We start from the raw sequence: 26,561 nt of genomic DNA, 5'->3' as shown, positions 1-26,561 counted from the left end.
TTTGTAATATCAAAATACTCCACCAAAAATTCCGGCAGTAATAACTTTAAAATCTCGTAGCTGTTTAACATCCCACAAAATTAAAGCTTAATCATATTTCCCCCCAACTTTTGTGCTTGATCCCTCCTCCCCACTAAATTATAAATTGCAAAAACTCTCAGTAGGTGGTTCAGTAATCGTGTGAGGGATCTTTGAAATTTGGGGATACGGGGGTACTCCGAAAATACCGAAATGGAGGGGGGACTGTTCTGGATATGGGTTACCTGCCGATACATATAAACCAAAAGATACTTGATGCAACTTTTAGTCATCGGTCAAGCAGATAACTCCAGTTCACTATCGTCCCAATACTGCATTTATGATAGATCTTCAAAAAAGTTCGAAAGGCTATCTTAATAATCTGTGGAGGTTTTATAATTCCTAGATGTGAGGGGCACAGAGAAAGATTGCTATAGGTATTGGGGGTGTATCGTATATGGGTATCCTATCTATATATAATTCAATATCGGAGTTCTCGCACAACATCAACTAAAACAACGTCATAGTCATCATCTCAGGCTTCGAGTTCACCGCAATCAAAGAAGGCTAAAAAGCTGGAAAGGTTAAAGATTCAATTGGTTCATTTAAGAATTTGTCTGCCATTGGATAAATAGGCATTCTCAGCTTGGAATTGTGTATTACTGACATAAGTTGATTAGCCGAGGTGGTGAAGGTCCCTGTTGTTCCAGACATCAAAGAAGCCTGTTAAATAGAACTGATTTGCATCTTTCCAGTGCATTCTATGCTTGACTTTAATAGGAGTCTTTTTTCCTGGGTTACTGACGTGCATCCAATCATAAAAACCACTGACTGGAATCACACACCTGTTATGCTCATAATTCCTATAAAAGGTATGAGTTTTTTCCGCAGTAAGATTTATTCCCTGAGCAGGCTTATCTTTGGGAATTTCCTTCTTAAGTCCCCAAGTACCATGAGTGATCTTCCTGCCCTGGTGATCCAGGACAATGGGTAACGCAGGCCTTTCAAATGCATTTACTTCTTTAGCAAACTGATAGTTTCCCTCAACTATCTGGGCTTTTAATCTTTCTGAAACTTCTTCAATGGAAATCCCTTCGTTGTCCACACGGTTACACATATTGTATCTTTATTAGATCAAATATAGAAAATTGTTTAATTTAATAACCTCGAATCTGGTCACATTCAATTGTTAATACAATCTTCTGTCTTATAGTTATTTTAAGTTTAGTTATTTTAAGAACAGATATATAAAATACGCATTAATTGCAAATATTTACAAACGCTTTCAACTGGATATAATATTGTGATTCAGTAATATAAATACAAATAAAACTACACCTTGGTTTTAAACCTATTGCGTATATTTGAGAGTTGGCGGTAATTTGAAGAAACAATTAACAACGAAAAACATTCAAGAAAATGAAGCTATAAGTAACTGTAAGATAGAATAAGAATTGAAATATCCTTTAATACGCAAAGTAGAAAGGGCGATTGTTAATATTAAAAAATTAGAAAATGACACAGTTACAAATGATTGACAAAACAAAGTCAATAGCTCAAAATGATAAAAATATTTCTGCCGTATTTATGTACGGGTCATTTACCAAAAATGAAGGGGACAAATATTCAGATATTGAATTCTACATCTTCTTGAAGGATAAAGAAAATTTTTCCGCTGAAAATTGGGTAAGCCAAATTCATCCTTTGGCATTATATTTTACCAACGAGTATGGAAGTGAAGTTGCCATTTTTGAAAATATGATAAGGGGGGAGTTTCATTTTTTGACAAACGACCAAATGGAAGTTATCAAATCGTGGGACGGTTTGGTAGAGTTTAGCGACTTTGACAAGATGATTTTAGTAGATAAAGAAGATTTATTGACTAACACGCTCAAAGAAATAAAAACTAAAGTACCTGATCGAACAACAAATGAAAATATCCTGTGGTTGAGCCAATCATTGTTGAATGTTTTACTTACAACAAGCAACTTAATTAAACGACAGGAATTTGCTCACGCTTACCAAAGCTTATCAAATGTTCAAAAATATTTACTTTGGTTAATAAGAATTGAAACATACCAAACCAAACATTGGGAAAGTCCAACAAAAAGCTTGGAAAAAGACATAGACCCAGATTGGTATTCGTTATTTCAGGAGACAACATCAGAATTAGATCCGACAGATATTAAAACAGCTTTCAAGAAGACATTAACATTGACTGAAAAACTTTTTGATAATCTTGGAGTTGAAGCAAAATTAAAGGGGGTATTAAGGAGAATTGAATAAAAAAAACTACCGCCAACATTGTATAAGCGTAATGCGGGCTGAACTGCTAAATTTGAGCATTTTTGCTCCTAAGAAACTTTGTGGTGGGCGGACAGTGAATTGCTCCGAAATCCCGCACTACGCTTATACTTGACCGTTAGTGGCAAGCCTATTAAGACACATAACAAGACATAATGAGTAGACCAAAAGCAAAATTTGTTCAAGCAAAAAGAAAATTCAACTCGGTTCATTATTTCCCATTTGGAAATGAGCCTGGAGACTCATATGTTTTAACTTCAGACCCTTGGAGCTATCTGAAAGCATTCATTAAAAACGAACACGACAAAATAAAAAACCGAACAGAAAAAAACGGACCGATTAAGGATAGACTAAAAAAAGCATTATACTTTGTGACATTAGCTGAAAGCTTTTTGAAAAGTGCTGAAAATATTCAATTGCCAACCAGAGGAACTCTAACCTATTACTCAATTCTTAATATTACAAAGGCATTTCTTTTAATTCGTGGCTATGACCTTGAGACAAATACAGAATTTCACGGACTAAGTTTGAATTCAGCAGATACTGACCAACTAACAATATCAAAAAATGCAGCAAATGGTGGGATAAATATTTTTCACTCGTTTGCTAAAGAATTAGGCTATACAGTAAATCCAAGTGACAAAATAGCTTTAAAGGATATGGTAAGTAACTTACCTGAAATACACGAAATGACATTCAATCTTGGTCTATTAAACAAAACCAAACGAAAATTTCTCCCTGTAAAAATTGAATTCATATCAAACGAAAAAAAGTGGAGTAAACTGAGTTACAGACTTTGCTTCGAGAAAAAACATAAAAACAATTATCGTGTAGAAAAATTTGACTCAGGAGTTTTGAACAATCGACTTGAAAAAGCAGAAGATGTAAATGAGCAAGAAACATATATTTCTAAACAAATCAGAAATCTTACACACGAATCTGACCAAAGCTGGTGTTCGAACTATCAAGAATTATGCAAAGAGATTAAAGAAATAAATATTAGGACAATGCTTACTCGTATGGGATTTAAGTATTACTTGGACTTACAACCCGACAAATATGACTCTTTGATTTATAGTTATGCTTTAATGTTTTATATCGGTTCAGTTGCCCGTTACAGACCTTCGTTAAATGAAGAAATTTTAGAAGGTGATTACAAAGCCGTAATTTCAGAAACAATGAATTCGACACCGAAACAATTTTTATATTTAATGACAGGACTAATAACCAAGAAAGTATGTGCAGTTCCAATGGCAAGTTTAGATTAAGAAGGCCAGCCCCTAACACGGGTTTTGCGTCAGGCGGGGTGACGTGCAAACTTGGAGCTTTGTGCTTCTACTCAAGTTCAGTGCTGGTTGACAGTTTTGTGCTTCGATTGCCCCACCATCGCAAAGCCCCAAAACGTTAGCGGTCAGGCTAAAACACGACACCGAAATAGAAACGAATGGAATTCATAAAACGACTTTTCAAAGCAAATAAAAAACCAAGTGACAGTTGGACAATGTTTAGCACTTCAAAGAAAGAAGTGTCAGAACTGCTCGTTTCTATGGGTCAACTAACAATCGGAGACGACTTTTTAAAAATTGAAAATTATCCATTTGAACCCTCAATTGCTTATGGACAAACAATTTTTAAGACAGACCAAATTGACGACATAGACTTTCAATCATATCCACCGACATTTAGAGTTGGTAACGAACTAATTTTCTTAACGTCTGAAAAGAAAGTTGAACTTCAAGAGTTTGCGACAAAGAATAATATTAAGACAATTGAGCGTTCTTGGATTTGGGATTGGATACTTGAACCGTTTTTGGACACAGAGTTTACAACAGAAACAGACCAAAGACTAACAAAACTTTTAGAAAGTTACGGGCTGACAACAGACCAGGTGAAATCTATAAGAGCAGAAGCTGGAATTCAAATGCTTAAATACAATTTTGACACTATGCTATGGGAATGGGGTGGATTTGGCGCTTCGGACGTTCTGAAAGCAATGCGGGCAAAATATAAAAAGGACGAGTTTGAAGACTTTTACAGACGAGTTATGGAAATAGCATTATTAACCAAAAAGACAGACGAATGAAAGAAGCCCGAACCGCTAACAGCACCTACCAAAAGGCGGGGTTTCGTGTTCCAAAGACAGTTTTGTTGTTAATGAAACATTAGTTTTTCAAATCAAGTTTTGTGGTAAAAGTCCCGCCCTTCGGGTAGCTGCAAAACGTTAGCTGCAACCCTAAAAGACGACAAAAGGACAATATAAGTGAAGAAGAAAAAACACATTGGACAATTAGTTTCTGTAAAATTCACGGACAGAAAAACTCCCATTTATGGTTACGTTTTAGACTACAATGACGACTGGACTTTAATGAAATATAATCCTGTTGACTACATAATTGACGGCTACATTATTATCAGACATAAAAATACTGAGGGTTTTCGTAGGGACACAGATGAAAAATGGAGAGAGAAAGTAATTAACTTAAAAGGACTTCAACCAACGGAAAAAGACATTATTCCGCTTACAGACCTTGAAACTATTCTAAAATATTTAACCGACAATTTTGGTGTTTTTCAGGTTTATACAAAATCAGAGACCGCTTGTTATTTAGGACGACTAAAATCCATTGACAAAAAAGAACTCGTAATGGACGACTTAAACCCAAAAGGTAAATGGGAAGGACAAATGAAATTTAGAACTGGGGACATTAGAGTAATTGAGTTCGACACCGACTACATCAACTCACTTAAACTTGTCTCGACAACTAAAAAGACGAAGAAATAACGACCATACGACACGATATAGAAAGAAGGGCAGCTGGTAACATCGGTTTGGCAATTTAGCGGCTGAAGTGCTTCCATCGAACATTTGTACAAGGTTCAACAGCAGTAATTCTATTGAACTTTTGTGCTAAAACAGATTTACCCCACCGTTAGTCAGAATTTTATTCACAAACAAGAAAACCATACAATGAAAAAAATCTTAGTAATATTTTCCTTCTTACTAATTAATTTTATTTCTGCACATACCTGTGCAAACGAAACTGTTAAATGCCCGATTGATGGATATAAAGTTACTTTTTGTGTTACAATGAGTATGTCAACGCATGGTTCCTATAAAGACTTTCAAAAAGTTGGAGCAATTGGAACTTATTATGAAGAATTAATTAATACTTGCCCAAAATGTTCTTTCTCGGGTTATTTATCAGATTTTAAAGAGAAATATACAAGAGAGCAGAAGTATTTACTTAAAAATTATCTAAGCACAATCAAAAATTCCAAAAAAGATGAAGTTGAACAATGCATCATTGCAGCAGAAATAAAAGAGTTGCTTAAGAAACAGAACAAAGAAATAGGTTTTATTTATTTAACTGGTTCTTATTTTTTGAGAACTGACATGTCAAAAAGTGAACTGAGAATAAATCTTCAAGAAAAAGTTAGAAATAATCTTGTACAAGCCCTTGCGAATAGAGAGTACGAATTAAGCTCAATTGCAAGCATTGATTATCTAATCGCAGAAATGAACAGAAGGACAAATAAATTTCAAGATGCAATAAAATACTATGACTTAGCAATAAATAATAAAGATAAACAAGATTGGGTTGAAGAAGTGGCAAAGGAACAAAAAGAACTCGCTGAAAAACAGGATCCGAATAACGACCTATAGAAAGACTTCTGGTTTAACTAAGCATTAGCTGCTCCTGGAGTATTTTTCTCCGCAGGTCACAAAATGAGCTGGCTGAACGTAACCTTCGGGAGCTTTTCGAAAATTTATTGAGCTGCAAATTTCATGCAAAGCAATCTCTCCTGGATGACCTGGTGGCTGAGGACTGTAAGTCAAGTTCTATTTGTCCTTTGATAATTTTCAGAGTAAAGCGACCATTGCAGAAGCAGGCCACGCTGGGGTCTTCCACCTAAATAGTTCAACCTTACTGAAAATACACCAATTATAAACATTAATCGTCTACTGCCTTATAATCGTTAAGTTAACTCATTGGATAAGTACGGTACGATGGTGTAGATCAAAAACCCACAAACTATAGAATAGTGCTTCCACTATATCATTGCTCTTCCCTAGATCAAAAACTGGCAGTTTTTACTGGACAACTGGTGGAGACAAATCATTGTTATGCAATCAGTTATATTCCGATAACCGTATGATTAGGATCTATAGCATAAGAAAGGGATAGATGTAATTCATAAGGGGACTTTTCATTAGGTACTTTGCGGTTTCGGAGGAATGGCTTACCCCCTGATCGTACCTCTATTTCAAAACTGATCATTAAGAATACCTGAGCGGATTTTAAGTCTTTGCACCAAAGCCAGTATTTTGCTGATGTGTGCCCCTATTTAAGTATATTCGATTTTGTATAAGTATGATGTTTGTGATACATATCTACCCCATTTGGGGTGTATATGTATGCTTTTGTAATACATATATACAAGTTATCTGTAATTGCAAAAGAAGTAAACACAAAATCACTTAAATTAAAATTATAAAATAATACTTCCTTACATTTGTAAAAAATTTAAAATGAAAAAATTATACTTTTTGTTGTGTTTAATAACATTAAATTTTCAAGCTCAAAATCTCGGCAGTTTAGATACTTCTTTCGGAATAAATGGTATGACAGAATATTTATATTCAGCTCCAAGTAAAGGATATTATAATTATGGTATGCAAATTACACCTACAAATAAGATCATTTCCGCAGGTCGTTCAACATGGGGGTGCACCAATAATAGTAGCTATGAATATTTTTTCGTGAGATTTAATTTGGATGGAACTCCTGATTCTACTTTTGGAGTGAATGGTGCTCAAAGCTTATCAAATGCTCAACCTTATGATATTCAAAAATTACAAAATTCCAATAATTATTATTATAGAAGTGGAGCTATGCTAAAAAAAATTGATGAAAATGGTTTAATTGATCCTAATTTTTCATATGCAGTGCCCAATTCTAATTTTTTTATGTATGCAGAAACACCAACAGATGATATTATTGTTGTAAGACGAGGTCCTCAAAACCCTTATCCAGTAATTGATAAAATAAATTCCAATGGAACAATTAATACTTCTTTTGGAGTTAGTGGGACTATAAGTTTTCCGCAATTAAACAATTGCTTTATTGAGCAAATTATTATGGACAGTAGTGGAAACTATTATTTTGTTGGCAGAATTCAGAATATAAATTCCTCATCCAACTATCATGTGATTGTTATTAAAACTGACCAGAATGGTAATTTAATTACTACTTTTGCCAATAATGGCATTTATAACTCGACTTATTTACTTCCATCTTCTCAATCCGAGTATTATCCTATTAATGCACATACAACTAATGATAATGGGATAATAATTATAAGTAGAGCGTCACAATTACGGATGGAAAAATTGACTGATACAGGACAGCTATCAACAAGTTTTTCAAATGGTATTAAAGTCACTCCAAGTTTTTTTTCTAGTACTTTCATTTTCGATAATAAATTATACCTTTTTAATGGTTCATCATACAACGGTAGTGGATATTCTTTAACAAGATACAATTTGGACGGAAATTTAGACTCCTCATATAATAATCAAGGATCTATATCATTTCCTGCATATACTATTTTAGCAACTACATCGCAAGCTAATATTCAAGATGGAAAAATAGTAATTGCAGAAAATGTAGAAAACTCTTATTGTGCACAAATGAATTGGAAGCTAATAATGAAAAGATATTATTTCGATTCTGCAGCTTTATCTACTTCAGAAATGTCTCATAATGACATTATTACTTATCCGAATCCGGTTAATAATTATTTGTACTTACAACACCCAAAAGCAAAAAAAATCTTTTTAATTGAGATTTATAGCACAGATGGAAAACTGATAAGAAAGTTTTTGAACCCAAATAGATATGGTGATGCTTATAAAATTTATTTAGGAGATATACAAGCCGGAAACTATTTTTTAAAAGTTACTAATGAAAGTCAAACATTTAGAACTAAAATAATAAAAAAGTAGATATTCACTTTGCTTATTGAATAGAATTGCAACTACAGATAACAGTGTATTTATGTTATGCAATATTCACCTTTTGTATTCAATCAAGATGGAGCAATTTACATTCCTGCCGAAAGTGTTTATGCAGTTTTTGAAGTAAAACAGGAACTTGACAAAGCTAATTTCTTGTATGCTGCTGAAAAAATAAAAAGTGTCAGGTTACTTAATAGGACATCTGCACCAATTGTTCACGCTGGCGGACACATACAAGAACCAAAACCTCCTTTTAGAATTATGGGTGGAGTTTTAACTTTAGCATCGGGTTGGGCAGACACTTTTGGAGAGGGGTTTCAGAATTGTGTAAGTTCATTAGATGAATATTCTCAAATTGACATCGGGTGTGTTCTAGAAAAAGCTTCTTATTCGTTGACTTATCAAGAAGCATCATATTCATTGGAGACAAGTCAGAACGAAGAAACCTTAATTTATTTTTTCTTAAAACTGCTTATCAACCTACAAAAATTGGGAACAGTTCCTGCAATGGACATTGAAGCATATGCAAGAGCAATAAAAAGTATTTAATGGACAATAAGGAAGCACTAGGCAGTAACATCGGTTTGGCAAAAGTGGCGGTTCAGTGGTTAATTAACCATTCTACCTCGCATCAACTTTTGTGGTGTATTGACAGTTTTGTACTCCGAAATCCCGCACGAACACCAGTCGCCCAATCGTTGTGAAGCATTAAATGATACAGGAAATAAAAATATGTGATAAATGTGAAAGTGAGTATTACGCTGGTACATCAGAAATGAAGGAATTCTGTCCTGACTGCTCTCGTTATTTATATAACTATAAAAACTGCTCTCATTATTTTTCGAATGGACGCTGTCTCAAGTGTTATTGGAATGGAATGAGTTCTGAGTATGTTAAAAGCCTCAAATCTATTATGTGGAAACCAATTACTTTCTCGGAATTGAATGAATTAATTGAGTTTGCCATTTCAAAAATGTCACCTGATGAAATTAAACTGTGGAAGGAGGTTTCAATTAACCCTGAAAAATGGCAAGAAGTTGAACTTGGGGAAGAAGGCAAAGGGTTTTGGGCCGTTGCAATTACAGGCAACCTAGTAATTTGGTATAATGACATTGAAGAAGGTTTTAATATCTCACCTTATTCTAACTATGGAAAAATTGATGAGTATAATGCAGAACAAGACGAACTTCAAATGACAATTAGAAAAGTAAGAACGTCCAACTAACGTTTTAACTAAAACGTAAAAATTGCATTCAAAATAGAAATTGGAGTGAACCTTACTGCCTAATTTATCTGCTTCGTGAAGTCAAACAGTTCTTGCCTATAAAACGCATTTGCAATCGATTTATGGACTTTTACATCCTTCTTGATGGTGAGTGTCGCTAAATCCATTTCAGGTGCGAAATGAAGCTTAAATCGCTCCACATTGTCCAGCTCCAGCATTGCTATAAATAATTCCATCTTAATCGGTCTGGTAGGTACTTCCAAATAGTTTCTGTGGAAATAGTCCGTTGCGAGTGCCTCCAGAAAAAGGCTGCGTTCGTTCGCAGACATTAGCTCGGCAATGTCCTTAATCTTTTCGATCCTATATTCGGCAATTGCCCGTTTGTAGTGATTGAAGCTGAAGATTATATCACGGAAGAACTTGAAGTTAAAGCTCATGCGGTCGATGAGGTACTCTGTGCGCTCGGCATCACACTCCACATCGAAAGTGAAATGGGCATGCTTGCTAGTAAACGGGTAAACAATTCGAGTTTCCACCATCCCGCCATAGATCTCGTTCTCGATCACTACTATGAATCCTTCAGTTTTAAATTTAATATATTCCATAATTGTGTTTTATGTTGCAGAGGTACTGTAAAAGTTTTGCAGCGTATTATTTTTTATTTGTTATTACTGAAATAATTTAAACTGCACAACAGTTAATATCGGTTAATCCACCAGCTGGCCAGATGTTTATTGTACAGGAACAGGTCCTTTTTCGCATTACATATCATAAAGAGTTTTAGTTTCTTTTGATCTGTGAATGTGTTGAATCTTTCAGCAAGTAGTCTTCCGACAATCGCCTTGCCCTGTTCTGCGTCCCCAAACAATGGTGATGACATAATTAACTCTTGGAGAAGTTTTTCAACAGGTAATTCCTCTGTTGAAAGATCAAGAGTAACTATTGGACTGTTAGCTGTGTAGGGAAATAAGACAACATCACTAACGCTCGAGTCCAGGACTGCATTTAAGGCGTTTTGGATCTGCAAATCTACTGGATGGCATAGTCTTTCAGACTCACCTTGAAACCGCCTTGAATCAAGCGTATGAAGGTAACTCTGGAACAAGAGGTCATAAGAATTAGAGGAGAAAAAATCTCGGTTTAGATTTGACTCAAATTGCAGCTTCAAAAACCTATGGATGGCCATCTCGACTGTTTCAGTAGGGTAAGCCACTTTTGCATGCTCTACATAATCCAGGATGGACTGTCGATTGGCGATTAGGTCCCGATAAGCCTTACATATTTCCGCTGAGAACTCGTGGATCTTATGAAGGTTTTCAGAAGAAAGAAAGTCCCCATTCTCGCAGTAGTAGTCGGCAGTAATAGCTTTAAAAGGATAAAGCAACTCAATCGTGACAAACTGTTCAGAATGGATGGCAGCTGAAACCGCCATCAAATTCTGCTCGATATAAAATGTTAATACGTTTACCATTCTATGAAGCTATACAGTCTGGACAGTAGTACTCCTGTTTTATACTTGGCTTAACTCCTGTGAAAGCCATCACGTGCTTTTCTATCATCTCTTTCATGTTTACCTTGTGACTCCAGGAACGTGGAATGGCAATTGAGTCATGTACGGTAAACATGGGCATATCTGGATGCTCTTTCGAAATCTCCTTGGTAACAAAGTCAATTATACAGGTTGATTCTACCTGTTGAAGCATCAATGCGAGTTGATTACTGCTGTCGGACTTTAGATCCTTTAAGAACCTCCCAAAAGCTGGGAAGTGCTTATTAAAAAGCTTTATGTCATCACCAGCATTATCCACACTCCCAAAAAGGATTACAAAGATGGCATCTTTAGTCATCTTCCTCTTTTGATCTTGTGCGTAGAATTTTGAGTCTGTAGTGCATTTATCCTTTCCGTTCGCATTCTTACCTATGATCTTTTTATATCTGCGCTCCCAGCTTCCGTTGAGAGGCTGCCCTGGGTAAAGAACATCTCCTAAATCCTCATAAAACTCCCCCTTTAATATCCATCTTTTCAGCAACTTATACTCCTCGTTAAACTGCGATGAACAGAGGCTTTCCTCTAACTTAAGCAGGATTAAAGATCTAGATGAATATATTTTATTTATAATATTATAAATTATTAAACTTTTATTATCACTGTGTTTATCAATTATATCATTAACAGAAAAGGCCCCACCTTGAATTTGAGCCTTTAGTAACTCTACAATAGCAATCAGGAAGAAAGGCTGACTGTTCTTTATGTCGTAGTTTACCAAATCCTCGCCTGCGTAGCTCAAAAAAGGTCTGAAATCAGCACATAAATTTGTAAGATTAGTATGTAAACGATTATCAGATGTAGCCTTACGGGTTGCGTAAAAAGACCCCTCTGAAATTTGTAAAATTCGGGTACTAGTCGACAGTTTATTAAATGAACTGTTGTTTCCAGATTCTATCACCTTAGCGGCAGCTTCGCAATCAATTTGCAGCTGAGAATTAAGCCATTTTGTCAGATGCGAACATTGCGCCTGAACATCCTTACTAATCATTCGTCCGACATAAAGCTTATCTTGCAATTTAGATTCCCTCATATTTATCACAGAATTCTCTGGAAACCGTTCCACAGTTTCTAACAAAGATCTCAGATCGGCTGAAAATCTATACCTGTAACAGGTTCCCTTACCACCTTTGTTGAGATAATTTAGACGCTCAAGAATTCCGCTGTCAATAAAATAATTAAAGTAAAAATGGAATTTTTGATAATACTTTCTCAGTATGTTTGCACATAGCGGTACATAAAGGTCAAAGGTCTCATTCTCCCAGCCCTTGGTTACATTATAATAAACTTGGTTTAGGAAGAATTTCGCCAGCCGCATGTTCATCTTGAAGGGCGGTGGGTTTTGGCTGACTTTCTCCTCCAGAAATTCTGTTATAATGACTGGTAGGTAGATGAATTTGTGCATCGGTACCCTTGTCTTCTCATTGTTTTTAAATCGTGATTTTTGCATAGTGTTTTGATTAACACTAAGAATTGTAGAAGGTTATGAATCTGATCTTGCGATCTGGAGCACCATTCCCATACTTCCTCAAGCTATGGGTGGTTGCCGTTACTCACTGAGAACTTCTAGGGATTCTTAGTCGATTTTGGTATTTATTGGACTTTAATAATTTGTGTTTAAACATTAATATTATATGCAACCCGCCTCATGGCAGGAAACATCACTGAAATTTTTCGAAAAAAAATGGTAGAATTTGAAGTAAAGAACACTTAGAATAAAGCGTCAGAAATCGATTCTACCATTTTGGTTGGGCTACGAAACCCCGCATCAATTTTCCCACAGTTCAAAATGATAGCAAAAGCTGTTGGACGCCTACTTAAAGGTTCTCGTGCTAATTACTTAAGAGCAATTAACGATGCTTGTGATAATACTGGACTTAACTCGTTACTAGATCTTTAGCTAATGGGAAAGAGCATTTGCTCTGTCGTTTTCTAGATAAGCTCGTGTATATAGAAGAGAAGTATTTTTCAACATCTGTATGTTCGAATCCTACAGTAATAAAATCTGTTTTGGATATTGAGTACAAGTTTTTAGATTGTGAGTCCAGAAGAGCATGAAAATATGATCTCATCTTTGCATGTTGACTTTCACCATCCTTTTTCCTTCGCTTAATTATGTATCGGATTTTGTCTGTAGTGTCCAGTGCATCGCTGTTCGGAAAAACGTATCGTGCAACACTATTTGGAATAAGATCTTGCGGACCATCTAAATAAGATTTACTACATACTTCGTTCAATAGATCCATATGTTGATCAAGTGGCAAGTAGAATTTGCAGAGTTGGCCCGTGCTATAAATTAGACTTTCAAGATCTAGATTTTCGTTTAAGGATAAAATTGTATCAGCTGCAATCTTTAAGAGTTTCTCGGGTTCTATATCCGCCTTCTTTCCTTTATCAAGCAGCACGTATAGATCAGTGTACTCTACCCCTTTCCGAAAGTCGATTACGGTCCGTCCTTTACTTTGTTTCCTAAGTGCCGAAACTTTCTTTTGCATTTCCTCTAAATTGTTTGTTCTCATTTTTTCTTTTTTTTATTGTTGATGATTTTTAATAGCATGTTATTCTAACTTCCGAAATATTGCCTTGTAAAATGATTTTCCATTTTAAATCCGTTTTTTATCCAGTCTACAAGCTCATGTCGCAAGTAGATTACTTTCTTACCCGTTGGGTTGTAATATGGAATTTCATTCAAGGAATTTTTTTTGTACAATGTCTTAATTGAATAGCCTAAAAATTCAGCTGCCTGTCTTATCGACATTGTTTGGATGTGGTGGCTGAAATTGCCATCATTTCGCATGTTTTTAGCGTGTACATTTTGTTTCATAAATTTTACTTTTTATTAATTATTATATTATTTTAATCGGTGGAATTCCTGTTATTCTGAGAAACTAAATAGCTCATCTCACACTAATTACCTTCTCTAAATTCCGTTATCAATGATCGTCTGCTCTAATAACACTACAAAGGTATGGCTGAGAAAAATCCATAAAAATACCCCTTCGGAAAAGGGGTATAAAAAAAGATTAAATAAGTATGTTTAATCTATGGAAAGCACGAGTTTGGGTGGCTTAGTGTCAGGCTTCAGATACTTTTTCATAGTATCCTCTTTTATATCAATGGGCTGCCCATTGTATAAGCACTTAAAGTTAGAAGTGATCCATCTTCCCATAACCTGCTTTGAGGTAGCAATTAGTGAATGCTCTTCAAATAGTCTCTTAAAGAAATAGACTAATACGATTGCAGATTGTTGAAACATTAGTTTCCGACCCTGCTCAATAGTGCAACCGAAAATGAGATCTCGTAACTGAGGCTGTTCATCCTCTGAAAAATATCGGTAGAGAGCCGCAAAAATCTTAGGACAATCATCTTCTTTAAAACTAACTGTATTTGCAGAAAATGTCAGACTATATTCCTCCTCAAGACTCAGGGCCTCAACTTGGTCTACAGGAATTTCAATTGCTGAAAAAAGACTCGTTAATTCCGCTAATCTAGTTTGATATATTAGTGAAGTTGTGTTATAAAGATCGTTGAGGGTTATTTTCACCTTATTATTTAGAAAACCTATTTGCTTGGCAAGATTGCTATCATCCTCTGAAGGGGAATAGAGATCGTGACTAAATTCTTTGTAAATGGCTCCAGTTCTGGAGGAAAGTAAAAGCTTTAGTATAACAAGCTTCTCCAGATTGATTATATACCGCTCATACCACTGGATCTTAAAATCGCTGCTTAGGGTAGGAAATCTTTTATTTAATGCTGCTTCAGTCATGAAAGGCAGAAGAAAGGGTTTTGCAACTGTCTCAGCAGGCGAGAAGTTTTGCTTAAGGAAAACCAACATTTTGAGTAAAGATAAGGTGAGCTCATTCTCATAAGTCCGCAAACTTAAGTTTAAACTATCAGAGACATTTGAAATGTGTGGATGTTGCGGAAAGCTTAGCTTCCAGTTAGTGTAAGCCTTCAGACCATATTCTGAAGTAGTGGTGAGCATTGCTTGATAATTACTTTTCACACTGGAGAGAAAAGCATCGTGCAAATAATTATCCAGGTTTTCCTGGATTTGAATTGGAACATATGATCGAAAAAAATGATCAAACCCAGCCTCATACTTAAGGTTGGTAATTAGGAATGATCTGGAAAATAAGGTCCGTAGTTCTGCAAACATCTAATCTCATTTTAGTTGTCGTAAAACTAATAATTTTAAGATTGGTGGCCGCAGCTCTAGATCTTTGGGGCTGATATAAAGTGAGATCGTTTGTGCTCTGAATACTGACTGAAATTAAAATATTTATAATACATCATTAACCTATCAATTACCTTAAAAATAACATCCAATTCATAAAAAAGTCAATTCAAATTTGTCTAAAGATTAAAATTAACATAAGACCAATCCTAAATATTTTTACTAAATCTAATAATTATTGAAATCCTGAAGCAGATATTGACCTTTAAGTGTTTAAAATTTAACTAATTAAACGGCCTGATCATTAACTATCTCTTACGAAAATCAATTGCTTACACCCTAAATGGTTGGGATTTTTTATCCTCGATCAAAATCAGTAAGGCATACTCCTCTAATGAGGAGCATGAGTACTGAACATCCTATCTGGTGCTAACTACAGTTTAATGCAATTAAGGATGCTTCTAATTCGGATAATTTATAATACACCCGTGCTCCACATCCGTGTGAAGGAATTATGCCTTGCTTTGTCCACCTGGACAGCGTAGAGCTACTCACTTTTAGGTAGCTCATGGCTTCATTCCTGTTCAGAATTTTATCTTCTGTCTTAATCATATTCATAAAATTGTTCGCAAACTCCTTTAGCTGCTCTTGAACCACTTCCCGAATAATACTTCTGAGACTGTGGTGATTGGTTACAATAATTTCTTCGTTCATATTTTCTATTTGTCTTTTATTTAATATAATTTGATAGTTCAATTGAATGTTGCTCCTCTATTTTTCCAATATATTTCATCAGCATTTGAGGCGTTTGGTGGCCCGTCATAACAAGAATGTAAGGCGTTGGAATGATACCATAGTTATTGGTAGCAAAGGTTCGCCTGCCGATATGGCTGGAGATTAATAAATGTTTTGGGTACATACCTTTAACCTTCCTGGGTTTTCTTTTGGATCTTTTCGGGCTTCTAACTATTCGACCATTTTCTACCTTATCCCCTCCAGCCAGTGAAAGACTGCCTTCAACTACCTGATTGATTCCCACGTAATCACAGACCGTTTTGATATGTTCGTTATACTTAGATTCAGACATTTTTCTAGGAAAGGACCAATTCCTTCTTTTTAGAATATCCACTACCCTGCTGTCCAATGGTATTAGCACCTGTTTATTCGTTTTTGTCTGCACAAATTCTATAAACAATCTTTTACTACCATCTTTATCTTTTTCTACGATCATATCTGTGCTGAATCTCATAAAATCACTAATCCTTTGTGCTGTGAAGCAACTAATCAGTAACCAGTCTTTCGCTGTTTCCAGATGATCATCGCTGAAACTAGCTTCGGAAATACGATTCAATTCATCGGGAGACAACACCTGAAATAATGTCTTTTCGCTCTTCCCCTTAATATTTGACAAACCCGCAAAGATTGAGTAGCCAAAGCTTTTAGCATGGTAAAGGATGGTTTTAATGAACCTAAAGTTTCTTTCAAAATAGTTAATTGCATAACCTTCTTCAGCAAGACAGTATTTCTCAAAGTCATTCTTAAAACTAACATCTATATCAGTGAGCTTTAAAGATTTGATCTTACGGTTAATTTGGTACCTGGAGATGATTTCTTTAATACTCTTGACCTTGGTTACGTAGTCATTGCCAATGGTACTCCCTTTAGATTCTAAGAAAATATCACAATAGTCCAGAAACTCTTTATCGTTAAAGTCATTTTCTTCATTGGACGGATGCACAACACCCTTAAGCCAAGAAGAGTTTACTTTTCCAGACCCTTCTCTGTAGGCCTCTTCCAATTTCACCTTCAGCTTTTTTAGCCTACTGTTAACCAGCTCGTTTTCGGCAATTTTATTTTTTAGCTTAATACCTCTCAGTCCGTTGCCACGGCTATTGGTATACCTTTCCAACAATAGCCCCGCATCGGCATCCCAATCTTCCAGCAAGCATACTTCTTTGGTTGCAATTGATAGATCGATAGACCTGCCTACCCTTACTCTCATGTGGATTTTGTTTTCCATCCCATCCTTAGGATTTTTCAGATAAAATTTTACATTCATAATTCTTTCATTTAAATTTTGTTTCAATTGATGGCCTTAGGCTATATTTTACACCCCGCCTGCATGGGGTTGGCTTACGGATTTTTCATTTCATCTCATTTGGTTAAATACAGTTCTTATTGTTAATCGTATCGAACCTGTTAGGACAAAAAAAATCCTGCAAGCTGAAGCGCAAGCAGGTGGATGGAATGGAAATTACGTGGAGTATCCTACAAGGGATAGGAATCCCAGGATTGTAATTTTTTTTACCAAGCATCTGCTTAGCCGAATCCAGTCCTTGTGGAACATGTACCACCGTGGGTTTTAAAACCTCGGTTGGTGATGAAGTTCATTTATAATGTCTTCATTCTCCAAATTAACTAGTCGTTAACTTGTCCGTAACGGGGATTCGATACTTAAATCTGGTGCAAATATACGTAAAGTTTTTGACATACGCAAATTTTTCTGCATTTTTATTTGGTCAGGTGCAAATTAATTAATATTTTATAGGCCGAGTAAAACAAATCGATTGTACGGGATGGCCTTTTTTTGTGTATTTTGGTGAATAAAATTATTTAATGAACCACGCAGTACACAATAGGCTCATATCGTTTATATGGAGCATAGCAGATGATTGCTTACGAGATGTTTATGTAAGAGGGAAATATAGAGATGTTATATTACCAATGGTCGTATTACGTAGATTGGACGCTCTGCTGGAGCCAACCAAGGAAGCTGTCTTAGAGGAAGTGAGGTTTCAACGGGAAGACATGCAATTTACCGAGTGGGACGACAGGGGAATGGAACAGGCTTCTGGATTTGTATTCTACAACACTAGCGAATGGACGCTCCAGAAACTTTACGCAACTGCCACAAACAGCCAGCAGATATTACTCGGCAACTTTCAGGACTATTTAAATGGTTTCAGCCACAATGTACAGGAGATAATTGAAAAGTTCCAGCTTAGACGTCAGATTAAGCACATGGCCGATAAGGATGTGTTGCTGGACGTGCTCGAAAAGTTCACATCACCAGATATTAACGTAACTCCATTTGACAAATTAGACAGTCAGGGACGTAAACTGCCTGCACTAACCAATCTTGGAATGGGATACGTTTTCGAGGAACTGATTAGGAGATTCAACGAGGAGAATAATGAAGAGGCTGGCGAGCATTATACCCCAAGAGAGGTCATAGATCTAATGACCCACGTCATTTTTGATCCTATTAAAGATCATATGCCTTCAGTGATTACCATCTACGATCCCGCTTGTGGTACTGGCGGAATGCTCACCGAATCTGAAAATTTCATCATAGATCCAGACGGTGAAATAAAAGCCACCAAAACAGATGTGTACCTGTTCGGCAAGGAGGTAAACGATGAGACTTATGCCATCTGCAAGTCAGATATGATGATTAAAGCAAAAAATCCTGAACACATCAAAGTAGGTTCTACGCTTTCTACCGATGAGTTTGCGGGCACGACCTTCGATTTTATGCTCTCCAATCCACCTTACGGTAAATCCTGGGCTTCTGAGCAGAAATACATCAAGGACGGTAAAGACATTATCGATAGCCGTTTTCAGATAAAGCTCAAAAACTATTGGGGTGAGCTGGAAGACGCTGATGCAGTACCCAGAAGCAGTGATGGGCAGTTACTGTTCCTTATGGAAATGGTTGACAAGATGAAGCCTGTTTCCAAGGGTGGCCTTGGTAGCCGAATAGCATCCGTTCACAATGGTTCCAGCCTTTTTACAGGCGATGCAGGAGGTGGTGAAAGCAACATAAGAAGATTTATCATAGAAAATGACCTGCTGGAGGCCATTATCCAATTACCTAATAATATCTTTTATAATACGGGAATCACCACCTACATCTGGATTCTATCTAATAACAAACAAGAAAAACGTAAAGGAAAAGTTCAGCTTATTGATGCCAGCGAAATGTACCAAAAGCTGCGGAAGAACCTTGGTAACAAGAATTGCGAATTGACCAAACAGCACATCCAGGAAATTCAGGACTGTTATATGCAACTAAAAGAGCTCGACAAGAAGGGGACTGGCAATCTTGCCAGTAAGGTTTTCGACAACGAGGATTTCGGATACTACAAAGTCAATATCGAAAGGCCGAAACGGTTAAAGGCACAATTCACCACTGAAAAAATTGAAGCGTTGAAGTGGGACAAAAGTGTTCCAGAATTCAGCAAGCAACTCTTCGAAATGTATGGGGTGGAAGTTTACACAGGCCTAGAGAAACACCGTAAAGACATCAATGCCTTTGTAGAGAAGCATGAATTGAGCATCTCTCCCAAGCAGATTGCTTCACTTCTGAAAAAGGAAACCTGGGAGAAACAGGAAGCTCTGTACCAAACCGCTAAAAGGCTGATGGATGTATTAGGTACTGAAACCTACACCAATTTCAATAGTTTTTCAGATAAGATAGATGAGGTTCTTAAGCAGGATAAGACCAAGCTTTCCGCTACCGAGAAGAAGGCGATACTGGATGCCGTGAGCTGGTACGATGAAGAAGGCGACAAGGTGGTAAAGAAAACCGAGAAGCTGAATGATAAAAAGCTGAAGGACCTTCTGGAATTTCTCGGTTGTAAAGAACAGGACCTGCCGAACTTCGGGTATTTCCCAACACGTAAGCCAGGAGAATATATCATCTACGAAACGGAAACCGACCTTAGAGATGCAGAGAGCATCCCGCTGAAGGAAAATATACAAGAATACTTTTTACGTGAAGTGAAACCTTATTCCGAAGAAAGCTGGATAGCTCTGGACAGCGTCAAGATCGGCTACGAACTGAGCTTCAATAAGTACTTCTACGAACCTGCTCCATTAAGAACCTTGGAGGAGGTTACCGAGGAGATCATTGCGCTGGAAAAAGAAGGAGACGGACTGCTGGCTGAAATCTTAAACTTTTAAGAAATGAAGCGGTACGAAAAATACAAAGACAGTGGCGAACATTGGTTGCGTGAGGTTCCTGAACACTGGGAGCTTACCAAACTAAAGTGGGTTTTCGTTGAAAAGAAGAAAATAACAAATCCCCAATTGAATTCGGGAGCAATAAGTTTTGGAAGGGTTGTTTATAAAGATGACGAAAAAATTCCTGAGGCAACCAAATTATCTTATCAAGTAGTAAATAAGGGCGAATTTCTTTTAAATCCGCTCAATCTAAATTATGACCTCAAAAGTTTAAGAATTGCTTTGTCCGATATAGATGTAGTAGTTAGCTCGGGGTATATTGTTTTAAAAAATAAGGTTGAGATTAACAAGGAATATTTTAAATGGCTTTTACATATCTACGACATTTTCTATATGAAAACTCTAGGTGCTGGTGTTAGACAAACCATCAACTTTAAAGATATTTCAGAAAGTTTATTAGTTCTTCCATCACCAGTTGAACAACAAGCCATATCTGAGTTTCTGGATGATAAAACTGCCAAAATAGACCAGCTTATTGCCATCAAAGAAAAGGAAATCAACCTACTGAAAGAAAGACGGCAAATCCTCATCCAGAAAGCCGTCACCAAAGGCCTAGACCCCAACGTAAAAATGAAGGATTCTGGCGTGGAGTGGATTGGCGAAATTCCAGAGCATTGGGAGGTGATGCCAGGACGAACGATTTTCACAGAACGGAAGGAAGGCAATAAAGGATTAAAAAACTCAGTTGTTTTATCGTTAAGCTATGGTAAAATTATAATAAAACCTGACGAAAAAATGTTCGGTTTAGTTCCCGAATCTTTTGAGACTTACCAATTAGTTTATCAAGGTGATATAATCATAAGAGGTACAGATTTGCAAAATGATAAAACAAGTTTAAGAACAGGACTATCTTATTATAATGGTATCATAACAAGTGCTTATTTAAATCTAATAGTTATTAATAGCTCTCCTTTTTTCATACAACAATTCTTATATGTAATGGATATTTCCAAAGTGATATATAAGTATGGAAGTGGACTTCGCCAAAACTTGAGTTTTAACGATTTTAAATTAATGCCAATTCTTAAAGTTCCTCTTGATGAACAAACGCAGATAACTTCCTATTTAAAGAAAATAGAAGAGAAAATCACCAAAGCCACTTCCCTCAAGCAGCAGGAAATCGAAAAACTTAAAGAATACAAAACTATATTAATTGATAATGTGGTTACGGGTAAGATGAAGGTTGTCTAATTCGCAAAAATATTTTAAATTTAGTACTTTAATAAAAACACAAAACCCTATGAAGAAACATTTATTCCCTGTTTTAATAGTAATTATTTCCCTGACCTTTTTTACGAGTTGCCAAAAGAAGGAAGTTGTTAAAAAGGCACCAGAACCCATAAAACTCTTGCCTCTAAGCGGTGAACAAATCTTTAACAAATATCAGGATGCAGTGGTTCTGATAAAGCATTCTTTTGTGTACAAAATTACTATAGATGGTGAAGATTTTTTCTTTAAAGATTACGATAAGAGAACAGGGGAGATTTCAGAGTTTTTAAGCTACGAGGAGGCTAAGGCCGACCCGAATGTTACCTGGGGAACAGGTTTTTTCATAGATCCTCAAGGCACATTGCTTACCAACCGTCATGTTGTAGATGTTAGGCCTTCAGATGAAGAAGGAAAGCTTATTTTATCAGGTATTAAGTACAGGCTGGAGAGTATGTACTACGCAGGCGCTGAAGATTACCGAAGTAAAAGAAGTGATTACGAGCGGTTGCAGTACAATAATTACAACTACGATGGTTATGGAAGCACTGTACCCGAAGCAGATATGATACGCATGGGACAGATTTTAGATGAAGCCGAAGATAGGTTGAATGCACTCGGAGATTATATTGAAAATTTCGAAATGATGAAAAACCGAGTAACGAAAACTTCGATCCAATTTGGTGTCTTTTTCAATAACCAGAAATCGGAGTCACTAAATGATTATGTGCAGTACAAATCTGTAAAGATTTCTGAAAACCCTGAGGTGGATTTAACCATGATGAAGCCTGTAAATCCTGGTGAATTAATTGGGAGAAAAATCGTTAGTGCGGATATGAGTAAGATTGATTCGATACAAATAAAACCTCTTAAGATAACTGAAAAAGTAACCATGCTTGGATATAACCATGGTGTTGCAATAGGAAATACAACGAGCGGCATGAAACCGCAATTAACCGAGGGGAACATCAGTCAGGTTACCGATGAGAACAAGGTCCTTTACACTATTCCAGCCTTGCCAGGCTCCAGTGGAAGTCCAGTTTTTGACAAATTCGGACGATTAGTTGCTGTAAATTTTGCAGGAAGGACAGGAACCCAATCTTTTAATTATGGCATTCAGACACAACAAATAGCGAGATTCATTAAATAATGATGAAAGGGAAATCCATTTTTACAAAAGCAGAAGCGGACCAGATTATTGCGTTGATAGAGCAAAAATTGGTTTCAGAAAGCAGCAAGCAAAAAGGCATTCGTGATAAAATAAGAAAACTGGGCTTCTACGCAAAAGATGATTTCGGCCTTGGTGGAGGCTACACTGTTGCAGATTTCAGAAGAGTTGTCAGGATTGTAGGAACTCTTTCACCAGTGAATAAACCTGAAATAAAAAAAACCAGGTCATCTGCTGATCTGGCGAATGCTTCAAAGTCCAGTACGACATCATTAAATTTGGACAACGAGATCACTGATGAATTAAGGCTCAATGGATTTAAAGGATTTAAAACAATTGCAGAAATTGTAAAGAACAATTATGCAGATATCCCGAAGGTTAAAGGCATCTATATTTTGCTTCATCAGGACATAACTCCAGAATTTGTCGAGGTAGGTCCTGGTGGACATTTCAAAGCGAAAAATCCCAATGTTAGCATCGACCTTCTTAAAGAAAATTGGATAGAGAACTCATCCATAGTTTACATTGGAAAAGCAGGTGCGGAAAACGGAAATGCAACCTTGCACTCCAGACTCAAGCAGTATTTTAGATTCGGCCATGGTAGCCCCGTTGGACACTGGGGAGGACGGTACGTTTGGCAATTAAAGAACTGCTACGATATGGTGGTCTGCTGGAAAGAATTGCCTGCTGGAAATCCTCGAGATGAAGAGAGCAAATTAATCCAACAATTTATTAAATCATATGGGAAAAGGCCTTTCGCTAACTTAAAAGATTAATTATAGAACCTTATATGAAAAGCCAAACCAAATATGAAAAGCCAAACCAACGAACTTGCCCTTGAAATAGCCATCGAGAAATCGCTGGCTGGTATTTGTAAGGAGGATTTGAAAACCATGCAGGTGTCGGATCCTGCCACAACTTACGGTGGTAACGGATACTTTATTGGAAATCCTTCTGATTATAATAAAAAATTTGCCATTGATGAGGTGAGGTTTTGGGATTTCCTGGAAAAAACACAACTTGAAGAACTCGAGAAGCTAAAAAGGCAACCCGATTGGAAGCTAAAGATTCTGGACCGTCTCGATAAGCTGATCAAGAAATATGGGGTTCTGAAAGTTCTTCGAAAAGGGCTGGCGGTCGATGACGCTCAATTTACCCTTTTTTACGTGTACCCTTTACAAAATAGCAGCCAAGCCATCAAAGACAACTTTGAGAAAAACCAATTCAGTGTCACCAGACAATTAATGTACTCTCAGTCCAATCCACTGGAGGAAATCGATATGGTCCTCTTCCTAAATGGTATTCCTATCTCGACAATTGAACTTAAAAATCATTGGACAGGCCAAAATGCCAAAGTTCATGGGATTAACCAATACAAATACAAAAGGGATGTCAGTCAACCGCTTCTGAATTTCGGCAGATGCATCGTGCATTTTGCCGTGGATACAGATGAGGTCTACATGACAACTAAACTCGATGGAGCCAATACCTTTTTCCTGCCATTTAACTTAGGGAACGATTTCGGCAAAGGTAATCCTCCGAATCCATTCGGTCATAAAACATCTTATTTGTGGCAGGATGTACTGACAAGACAGAGTTTGGCTAACATCATTCAGCATTTTGTGAGATTTGACGGTACCGAAAACGAACCCTTAAGTAAGAAAACCCTATACTTTCCCAGGTACCACCAGCTTGATGTAGTTAGACGGCTAATTGCTGATGCAGAGAAAAAGGGATCAGGCAGGCGTTACCTAATACAACACAGTGCAGGATCAGGTAAAAGTAATTCCATAACCTGGCTTGCTTACCAATTAATTGAGGCCTACCCAGAGAGCACACACAGCGCAAATGGCCGCAGCCTGGATGCTCCAATTTTCGACTCTGTAATCGTGGTTACGGACCGCAGGCTTCTTGATAAGCAACTTCGTGAAAATATCAAAGAATTTTCCCAGGTTAAAAACATTGTTGCGCCAGCATACAGTTCCAAAGATCTGCAAGCAGCCCTGGAAAATGGTAAAAGAATTATTGTCACCACCATTCAAAAGTTTCCCTTCATTGTAGATGGTATAGCCGATATGAGTGGCAGACAGTTCGCAGTCCTTGTGGACGAGGCCCATAGCGGAAATTCTGGAACCACGGCAGATAATCTGAACCGTGCTTTGGGCGCCAATGAAGATATTGATTCAGATGACTGGCAAGACAAGATGAATGAAGCCATGAAGTCCCGCAAAATGACTCCTAATGCATCTTATTTTGCATTCACAGCTACTCCAAAGAATACTACATTGGAAAAGTTTGGAGAAGTACAGGAAGACGGATCCTTTAAACCCTTCCATTTGTACTCCATGAAACAGGCAATTGAAGAAGGTTTTATTTTGGATGTACTTGCAAATTACACCACTTATAAAAGTTACTACGAACTGGAGAAATCAATAGAGGAAAATCCGTTGTTTGATACAGCAAAAGCGCAGAAGAAACTCAGAGCTTATGTTGAAAAGCATCAGCAGACCATTAACACTAAGGCTGAGATAATGCTCGACCATTTTATGCAAGCAGTGGTACAGCCTAAAAAACTCAAAGGCAAGAGCAAGGCAATGGTGGTTACACAAAGCATCGAATCAGCCATCCGATACTATAACGCACTAAAAAACCTGCTTAAAGAAAAAGGGAGTCCTTTCAAAATAGCAATTGCATTCTCGGGCAAAAAGGTAGTCGATGGGATTGAATATACCGAAGCGCAGATCAACGGATTCCCTGAGGGCGAAACACGGGATAAATTCGATGAAGATGACTACAGGATGTTAGTCGTAGCAAATAAATATCTCACGGGCTTCGACCAGCCCAAGCTAACAGCAATGTATGTCGATAAGAAATTACAGGGCGTCTTGGCTGTCCAGGCCTTATCCAGGCTTAACCGATCAGCGGATAAACTTGGAAAGAAAACAGAGGACCTCTTCATCCTTGACTTCTTTAATTCCACCGATGACATCAAGCAATCATTTGATCCTTTTTACACTTCCACCTCTCTTAGCCGTGCAACAGATGTTAATGTGCTGCATGAAATAAAAGATTCATTGGACCAGACAGGAGTTTATGAACAAACGGAGGTAGATGATTTCAATGCGAAATATTTCATGGGCGTTGATTCCCAACTGTTGAGCCCGATAATCGATTTAGCAGCGCAAAGGTTCGATAAAGATCTCGAACTGGATGACAAACAGAAAGCAGACATTAAAATTAAGGCCAAGCAGTTTGTAAAAATCTACGGACAGATCGCAGCATTGCTCCCATATGAAATAATAGGATGGGAAAAACTTTTCTGGTTTCTAAAGTTCCTCATTCCGAAACTTAAAATCCAGGATCCCGATCAGGATAAACTTGACAAACTTTTAGAGTCGGTTGATCTCTCAACATATGGCCTTGAAAGGAGTAAACTCAACCAATCAATCGAACTTGATAGCAGTGAATCTGAAGTTGATCCACAGAAATCCAATATGAGAGGAGCTTTTGGAGGTGATGATGAAAGAGATCCGTTAGACAGCATTATTCAATCCTTTAATGAACGATGGTTTCAGGGCTGGGAGGCAACCCCCGAAGAACAGCGGGTAAAGTTTAGGTCTCTTAGCACCTCTGTCCAGGCGCATCCAGACTTTCAGAATAAGGTTGCAGATAATCACGATGTTCAAAACCGAGATCTGGCTTTAAAGAAGATTGTTGATGAGGTGATGTCTAAGCAAAGAAAACAGGAGCTTGAGCTCTATAAATTGTACGCACAGGATGCCTCATTTTACCAAGCGTTCTTTAATACAATGAAACAGGTGATTAACGTGAAGTAAATAAAAAACACAAACATGAAGAGAAAGATTTTATTAA

Annotated in this window: 22 protein-coding genes; 13 read left to right on the top strand and 9 right to left on the bottom strand. The window is 37.0% G+C overall.

Going from position 1 to position 26,561, the window contains the following annotated elements:
• Positions 1-694: 694 nt before the first annotated feature.
• Positions 695-1,123 (bottom strand): SOS response-associated peptidase family protein, encoded by a 429-nt coding sequence (locus P0M11_RS02920; protein WP_275624379.1) that lies wholly within the window; start codon positions 1,121-1,123, stop codon positions 695-697.
• 410 nt (positions 1,124-1,533) lie between these two features.
• Here P0M11_RS02920 and lnu(I) point away from each other — a divergent pair, with 410 nt between their 5' ends.
• From lnu(I) to P0M11_RS02880, 8 genes are all read left to right on the top strand, one after another.
• The gene (gene lnu(I) / locus P0M11_RS02915; RefSeq protein ID WP_008992950.1) at positions 1,534-2,304 is read left to right on the top strand and encodes a lincosamide nucleotidyltransferase Lnu(I); all 771 of its coding nucleotides are present in this window, start codon (positions 1,534-1,536) and stop codon (positions 2,302-2,304) included.
• Positions 2,305-2,477: 173 nt separating this feature from the next.
• The gene (locus P0M11_RS02910) at positions 2,478-3,590 is read left to right on the top strand and encodes a YaaC family protein (protein ID WP_275624378.1); all 1,113 of its coding nucleotides are present in this window, start codon (positions 2,478-2,480) and stop codon (positions 3,588-3,590) included.
• Between the two features lie 176 nt (positions 3,591-3,766).
• Entirely contained in the window at positions 3,767-4,405 is a 639-nt protein-coding gene (locus P0M11_RS02905; RefSeq protein ID WP_275624377.1) for a hypothetical protein, read from the top strand.
• 177 nt (positions 4,406-4,582) lie between these two features.
• Complete coding sequence (locus P0M11_RS02900; protein WP_275624376.1) at positions 4,583-5,104, top strand: hypothetical protein; 522 nt, start codon at positions 4,583-4,585, stop codon at positions 5,102-5,104.
• A gap of 186 nt (positions 5,105-5,290) precedes the next feature.
• A complete protein-coding gene (locus P0M11_RS02895) occupies positions 5,291-5,986 on the top strand; it encodes a DUF2225 domain-containing protein (RefSeq protein ID WP_275624375.1) in 696 nt (231 codons plus the stop codon).
• An 867-nt stretch (positions 5,987-6,853) separates the two neighbouring features.
• Positions 6,854-8,329: a T9SS type A sorting domain-containing protein gene (locus P0M11_RS02890; RefSeq protein ID WP_275624374.1), complete on the top strand. Its 1,476-nt coding sequence runs from the start codon at positions 6,854-6,856 to the stop codon at positions 8,327-8,329.
• Between the two features lie 57 nt (positions 8,330-8,386).
• Positions 8,387-8,890, top strand: a complete 504-nt coding sequence (locus tag P0M11_RS02885; RefSeq protein ID WP_275624373.1) for a DUF6602 domain-containing protein — start codon at positions 8,387-8,389, stop codon at positions 8,888-8,890.
• Positions 8,891-9,053: 163 nt separating this feature from the next.
• Positions 9,054-9,566, top strand: coding sequence for a hypothetical protein (locus P0M11_RS02880; RefSeq protein ID WP_275624372.1), 513 nt, complete (start codon positions 9,054-9,056; stop codon positions 9,564-9,566).
• A gap of 59 nt (positions 9,567-9,625) precedes the next feature.
• Here the strand turns inward: P0M11_RS02880 and P0M11_RS02875 are convergent, their stop codons facing one another.
• The 8 genes from P0M11_RS02875 to P0M11_RS02840 form a co-directional block, all read right to left on the bottom strand.
• On the bottom strand, positions 9,626-10,171 hold the full coding sequence (locus tag P0M11_RS02875) for a hypothetical protein (RefSeq protein WP_275624371.1): 546 nt from the start codon (positions 10,169-10,171) through the stop codon (positions 9,626-9,628).
• Between the two features lie 92 nt (positions 10,172-10,263).
• A complete protein-coding gene (locus P0M11_RS02870; protein ID WP_275624370.1) occupies positions 10,264-11,037 on the bottom strand; it encodes a hypothetical protein in 774 nt (257 codons plus the stop codon).
• Position 11,038: 1 nt separating this feature from the next.
• A complete protein-coding gene (locus P0M11_RS02865; RefSeq protein ID WP_275624369.1) occupies positions 11,039-12,562 on the bottom strand; it encodes a hypothetical protein in 1,524 nt (507 codons plus the stop codon).
• 427 nt (positions 12,563-12,989) lie between these two features.
• A complete protein-coding gene (locus tag P0M11_RS02860; protein WP_275624368.1) occupies positions 12,990-13,631 on the bottom strand; it encodes a hypothetical protein in 642 nt (213 codons plus the stop codon).
• A 44-nt stretch (positions 13,632-13,675) separates the two neighbouring features.
• Positions 13,676-13,936 (bottom strand): helix-turn-helix domain-containing protein, encoded by a 261-nt coding sequence (locus P0M11_RS02855; RefSeq protein WP_275624367.1) that lies wholly within the window; start codon positions 13,934-13,936, stop codon positions 13,676-13,678.
• A gap of 213 nt (positions 13,937-14,149) precedes the next feature.
• The gene (locus tag P0M11_RS02850) at positions 14,150-15,271 is read right to left on the bottom strand and encodes a hypothetical protein (RefSeq protein WP_275624366.1); all 1,122 of its coding nucleotides are present in this window, start codon (positions 15,269-15,271) and stop codon (positions 14,150-14,152) included.
• A gap of 447 nt (positions 15,272-15,718) precedes the next feature.
• Entirely contained in the window at positions 15,719-16,003 is a 285-nt protein-coding gene (locus P0M11_RS02845; protein WP_275624365.1) for a helix-turn-helix domain-containing protein, read from the bottom strand.
• Positions 16,004-16,019: 16 nt separating this feature from the next.
• A complete protein-coding gene (locus tag P0M11_RS02840; protein ID WP_275624364.1) occupies positions 16,020-17,348 on the bottom strand; it encodes a phage integrase SAM-like domain-containing protein in 1,329 nt (442 codons plus the stop codon).
• 557 nt (positions 17,349-17,905) lie between these two features.
• Between P0M11_RS02840 and P0M11_RS02835 the strand changes: the two genes are divergently transcribed.
• Genes P0M11_RS02835 through P0M11_RS02815 form a run of 5 tightly spaced genes read left to right on the top strand, consistent with a single transcriptional unit; the run spans position 17,906 to position 26,524 of the window.
• Positions 17,906-20,254, top strand: a complete 2,349-nt coding sequence (locus tag P0M11_RS02835; RefSeq protein ID WP_275624363.1) for a class I SAM-dependent DNA methyltransferase — start codon at positions 17,906-17,908, stop codon at positions 20,252-20,254.
• Positions 20,255-20,257: 3 nt separating this feature from the next.
• Entirely contained in the window at positions 20,258-21,505 is a 1,248-nt protein-coding gene (locus P0M11_RS02830) for a restriction endonuclease subunit S (protein ID WP_275624362.1), read from the top strand.
• Positions 21,506-21,554: 49 nt separating this feature from the next.
• Positions 21,555-22,670 carry a trypsin-like peptidase domain-containing protein gene (locus tag P0M11_RS02825; RefSeq protein ID WP_275624361.1) on the top strand — a complete coding sequence of 372 codons (1,116 nt, stop codon included), beginning with the start codon at positions 21,555-21,557 and terminating at the stop codon, positions 22,668-22,670.
• Positions 22,670-23,464, top strand: a complete 795-nt coding sequence (locus P0M11_RS02820; protein WP_275624360.1) for a hypothetical protein — start codon at positions 22,670-22,672, stop codon at positions 23,462-23,464. Before P0M11_RS02825 ends, P0M11_RS02820 begins: the two co-directional genes overlap by 1 nt.
• Positions 23,465-23,497: 33 nt before the next feature.
• On the top strand, positions 23,498-26,524 hold the full coding sequence (locus P0M11_RS02815) for a DEAD/DEAH box helicase family protein (protein WP_275624359.1): 3,027 nt from the start codon (positions 23,498-23,500) through the stop codon (positions 26,522-26,524).
• Positions 26,525-26,561: the final 37 nt, after the last annotated feature.

This window comes from Kaistella sp. PBT33-4 (assembly GCF_029194425.1).
In the GTDB taxonomy this organism is placed as follows: domain Bacteria; phylum Bacteroidota; class Bacteroidia; order Flavobacteriales; family Weeksellaceae; genus Marnyiella.
This window is presented reverse-complemented; position numbering and strand designations above follow the sequence as displayed.

What these genes read in the sequence shown, in the direction of transcription:
- P0M11_RS02815 (WP_275624359.1), top strand. Translation starts at nt 23,498, where the DNA reads ATGAAAAGCCAAACCAACGAACTTGCCCTTGAAATAGCCATCGAGAAA.
- P0M11_RS02830 (WP_275624362.1), top strand. Translation starts at nt 20,258, where the DNA reads ATGAAGCGGTACGAAAAATACAAAGACAGTGGCGAACATTGGTTGCGT.
- P0M11_RS02875 (WP_275624371.1), bottom strand. Translation starts at nt 10,171, where the DNA reads ATGGAATATATTAAATTTAAAACTGAAGGATTCATAGTAGTGATCGAG.
- P0M11_RS02850 (WP_275624366.1), bottom strand. Translation starts at nt 15,271, where the DNA reads ATGTTTGCAGAACTACGGACCTTATTTTCCAGATCATTCCTAATTACC.
- P0M11_RS02835 (WP_275624363.1), top strand. Translation starts at nt 17,906, where the DNA reads ATGAACCACGCAGTACACAATAGGCTCATATCGTTTATATGGAGCATA.
- P0M11_RS02820 (WP_275624360.1), top strand. Translation starts at nt 22,670, where the DNA reads ATGATGAAAGGGAAATCCATTTTTACAAAAGCAGAAGCGGACCAGATT.
- P0M11_RS02885 (WP_275624373.1), top strand. Translation starts at nt 8,387, where the DNA reads ATGCAATATTCACCTTTTGTATTCAATCAAGATGGAGCAATTTACATT.
- P0M11_RS02905 (WP_275624377.1), top strand. Translation starts at nt 3,767, where the DNA reads ATGGAATTCATAAAACGACTTTTCAAAGCAAATAAAAAACCAAGTGAC.
- P0M11_RS02845 (WP_275624365.1), bottom strand. Translation starts at nt 16,003, where the DNA reads ATGAACGAAGAAATTATTGTAACCAATCACCACAGTCTCAGAAGTATT.
- P0M11_RS02855 (WP_275624367.1), bottom strand. Translation starts at nt 13,936, where the DNA reads ATGAAACAAAATGTACACGCTAAAAACATGCGAAATGATGGCAATTTC.
- P0M11_RS02895 (WP_275624375.1), top strand. Translation starts at nt 5,291, where the DNA reads ATGAAAAAAATCTTAGTAATATTTTCCTTCTTACTAATTAATTTTATT.
- P0M11_RS02865 (WP_275624369.1), bottom strand. Translation starts at nt 12,562, where the DNA reads ATGCAAAAATCACGATTTAAAAACAATGAGAAGACAAGGGTACCGATG.
- P0M11_RS02880 (WP_275624372.1), top strand. Translation starts at nt 9,054, where the DNA reads ATGATACAGGAAATAAAAATATGTGATAAATGTGAAAGTGAGTATTAC.
- P0M11_RS02840 (WP_275624364.1), bottom strand. Translation starts at nt 17,348, where the DNA reads ATGAATGTAAAATTTTATCTGAAAAATCCTAAGGATGGGATGGAAAAC.
- P0M11_RS02910 (WP_275624378.1), top strand. Translation starts at nt 2,478, where the DNA reads ATGAGTAGACCAAAAGCAAAATTTGTTCAAGCAAAAAGAAAATTCAAC.
- P0M11_RS02890 (WP_275624374.1), top strand. Translation starts at nt 6,854, where the DNA reads ATGAAAAAATTATACTTTTTGTTGTGTTTAATAACATTAAATTTTCAA.
- P0M11_RS02860 (WP_275624368.1), bottom strand. Translation starts at nt 13,631, where the DNA reads ATGAGAACAAACAATTTAGAGGAAATGCAAAAGAAAGTTTCGGCACTT.
- P0M11_RS02870 (WP_275624370.1), bottom strand. Translation starts at nt 11,037, where the DNA reads ATGGTAAACGTATTAACATTTTATATCGAGCAGAATTTGATGGCGGTT.
- P0M11_RS02825 (WP_275624361.1), top strand. Translation starts at nt 21,555, where the DNA reads ATGAAGAAACATTTATTCCCTGTTTTAATAGTAATTATTTCCCTGACC.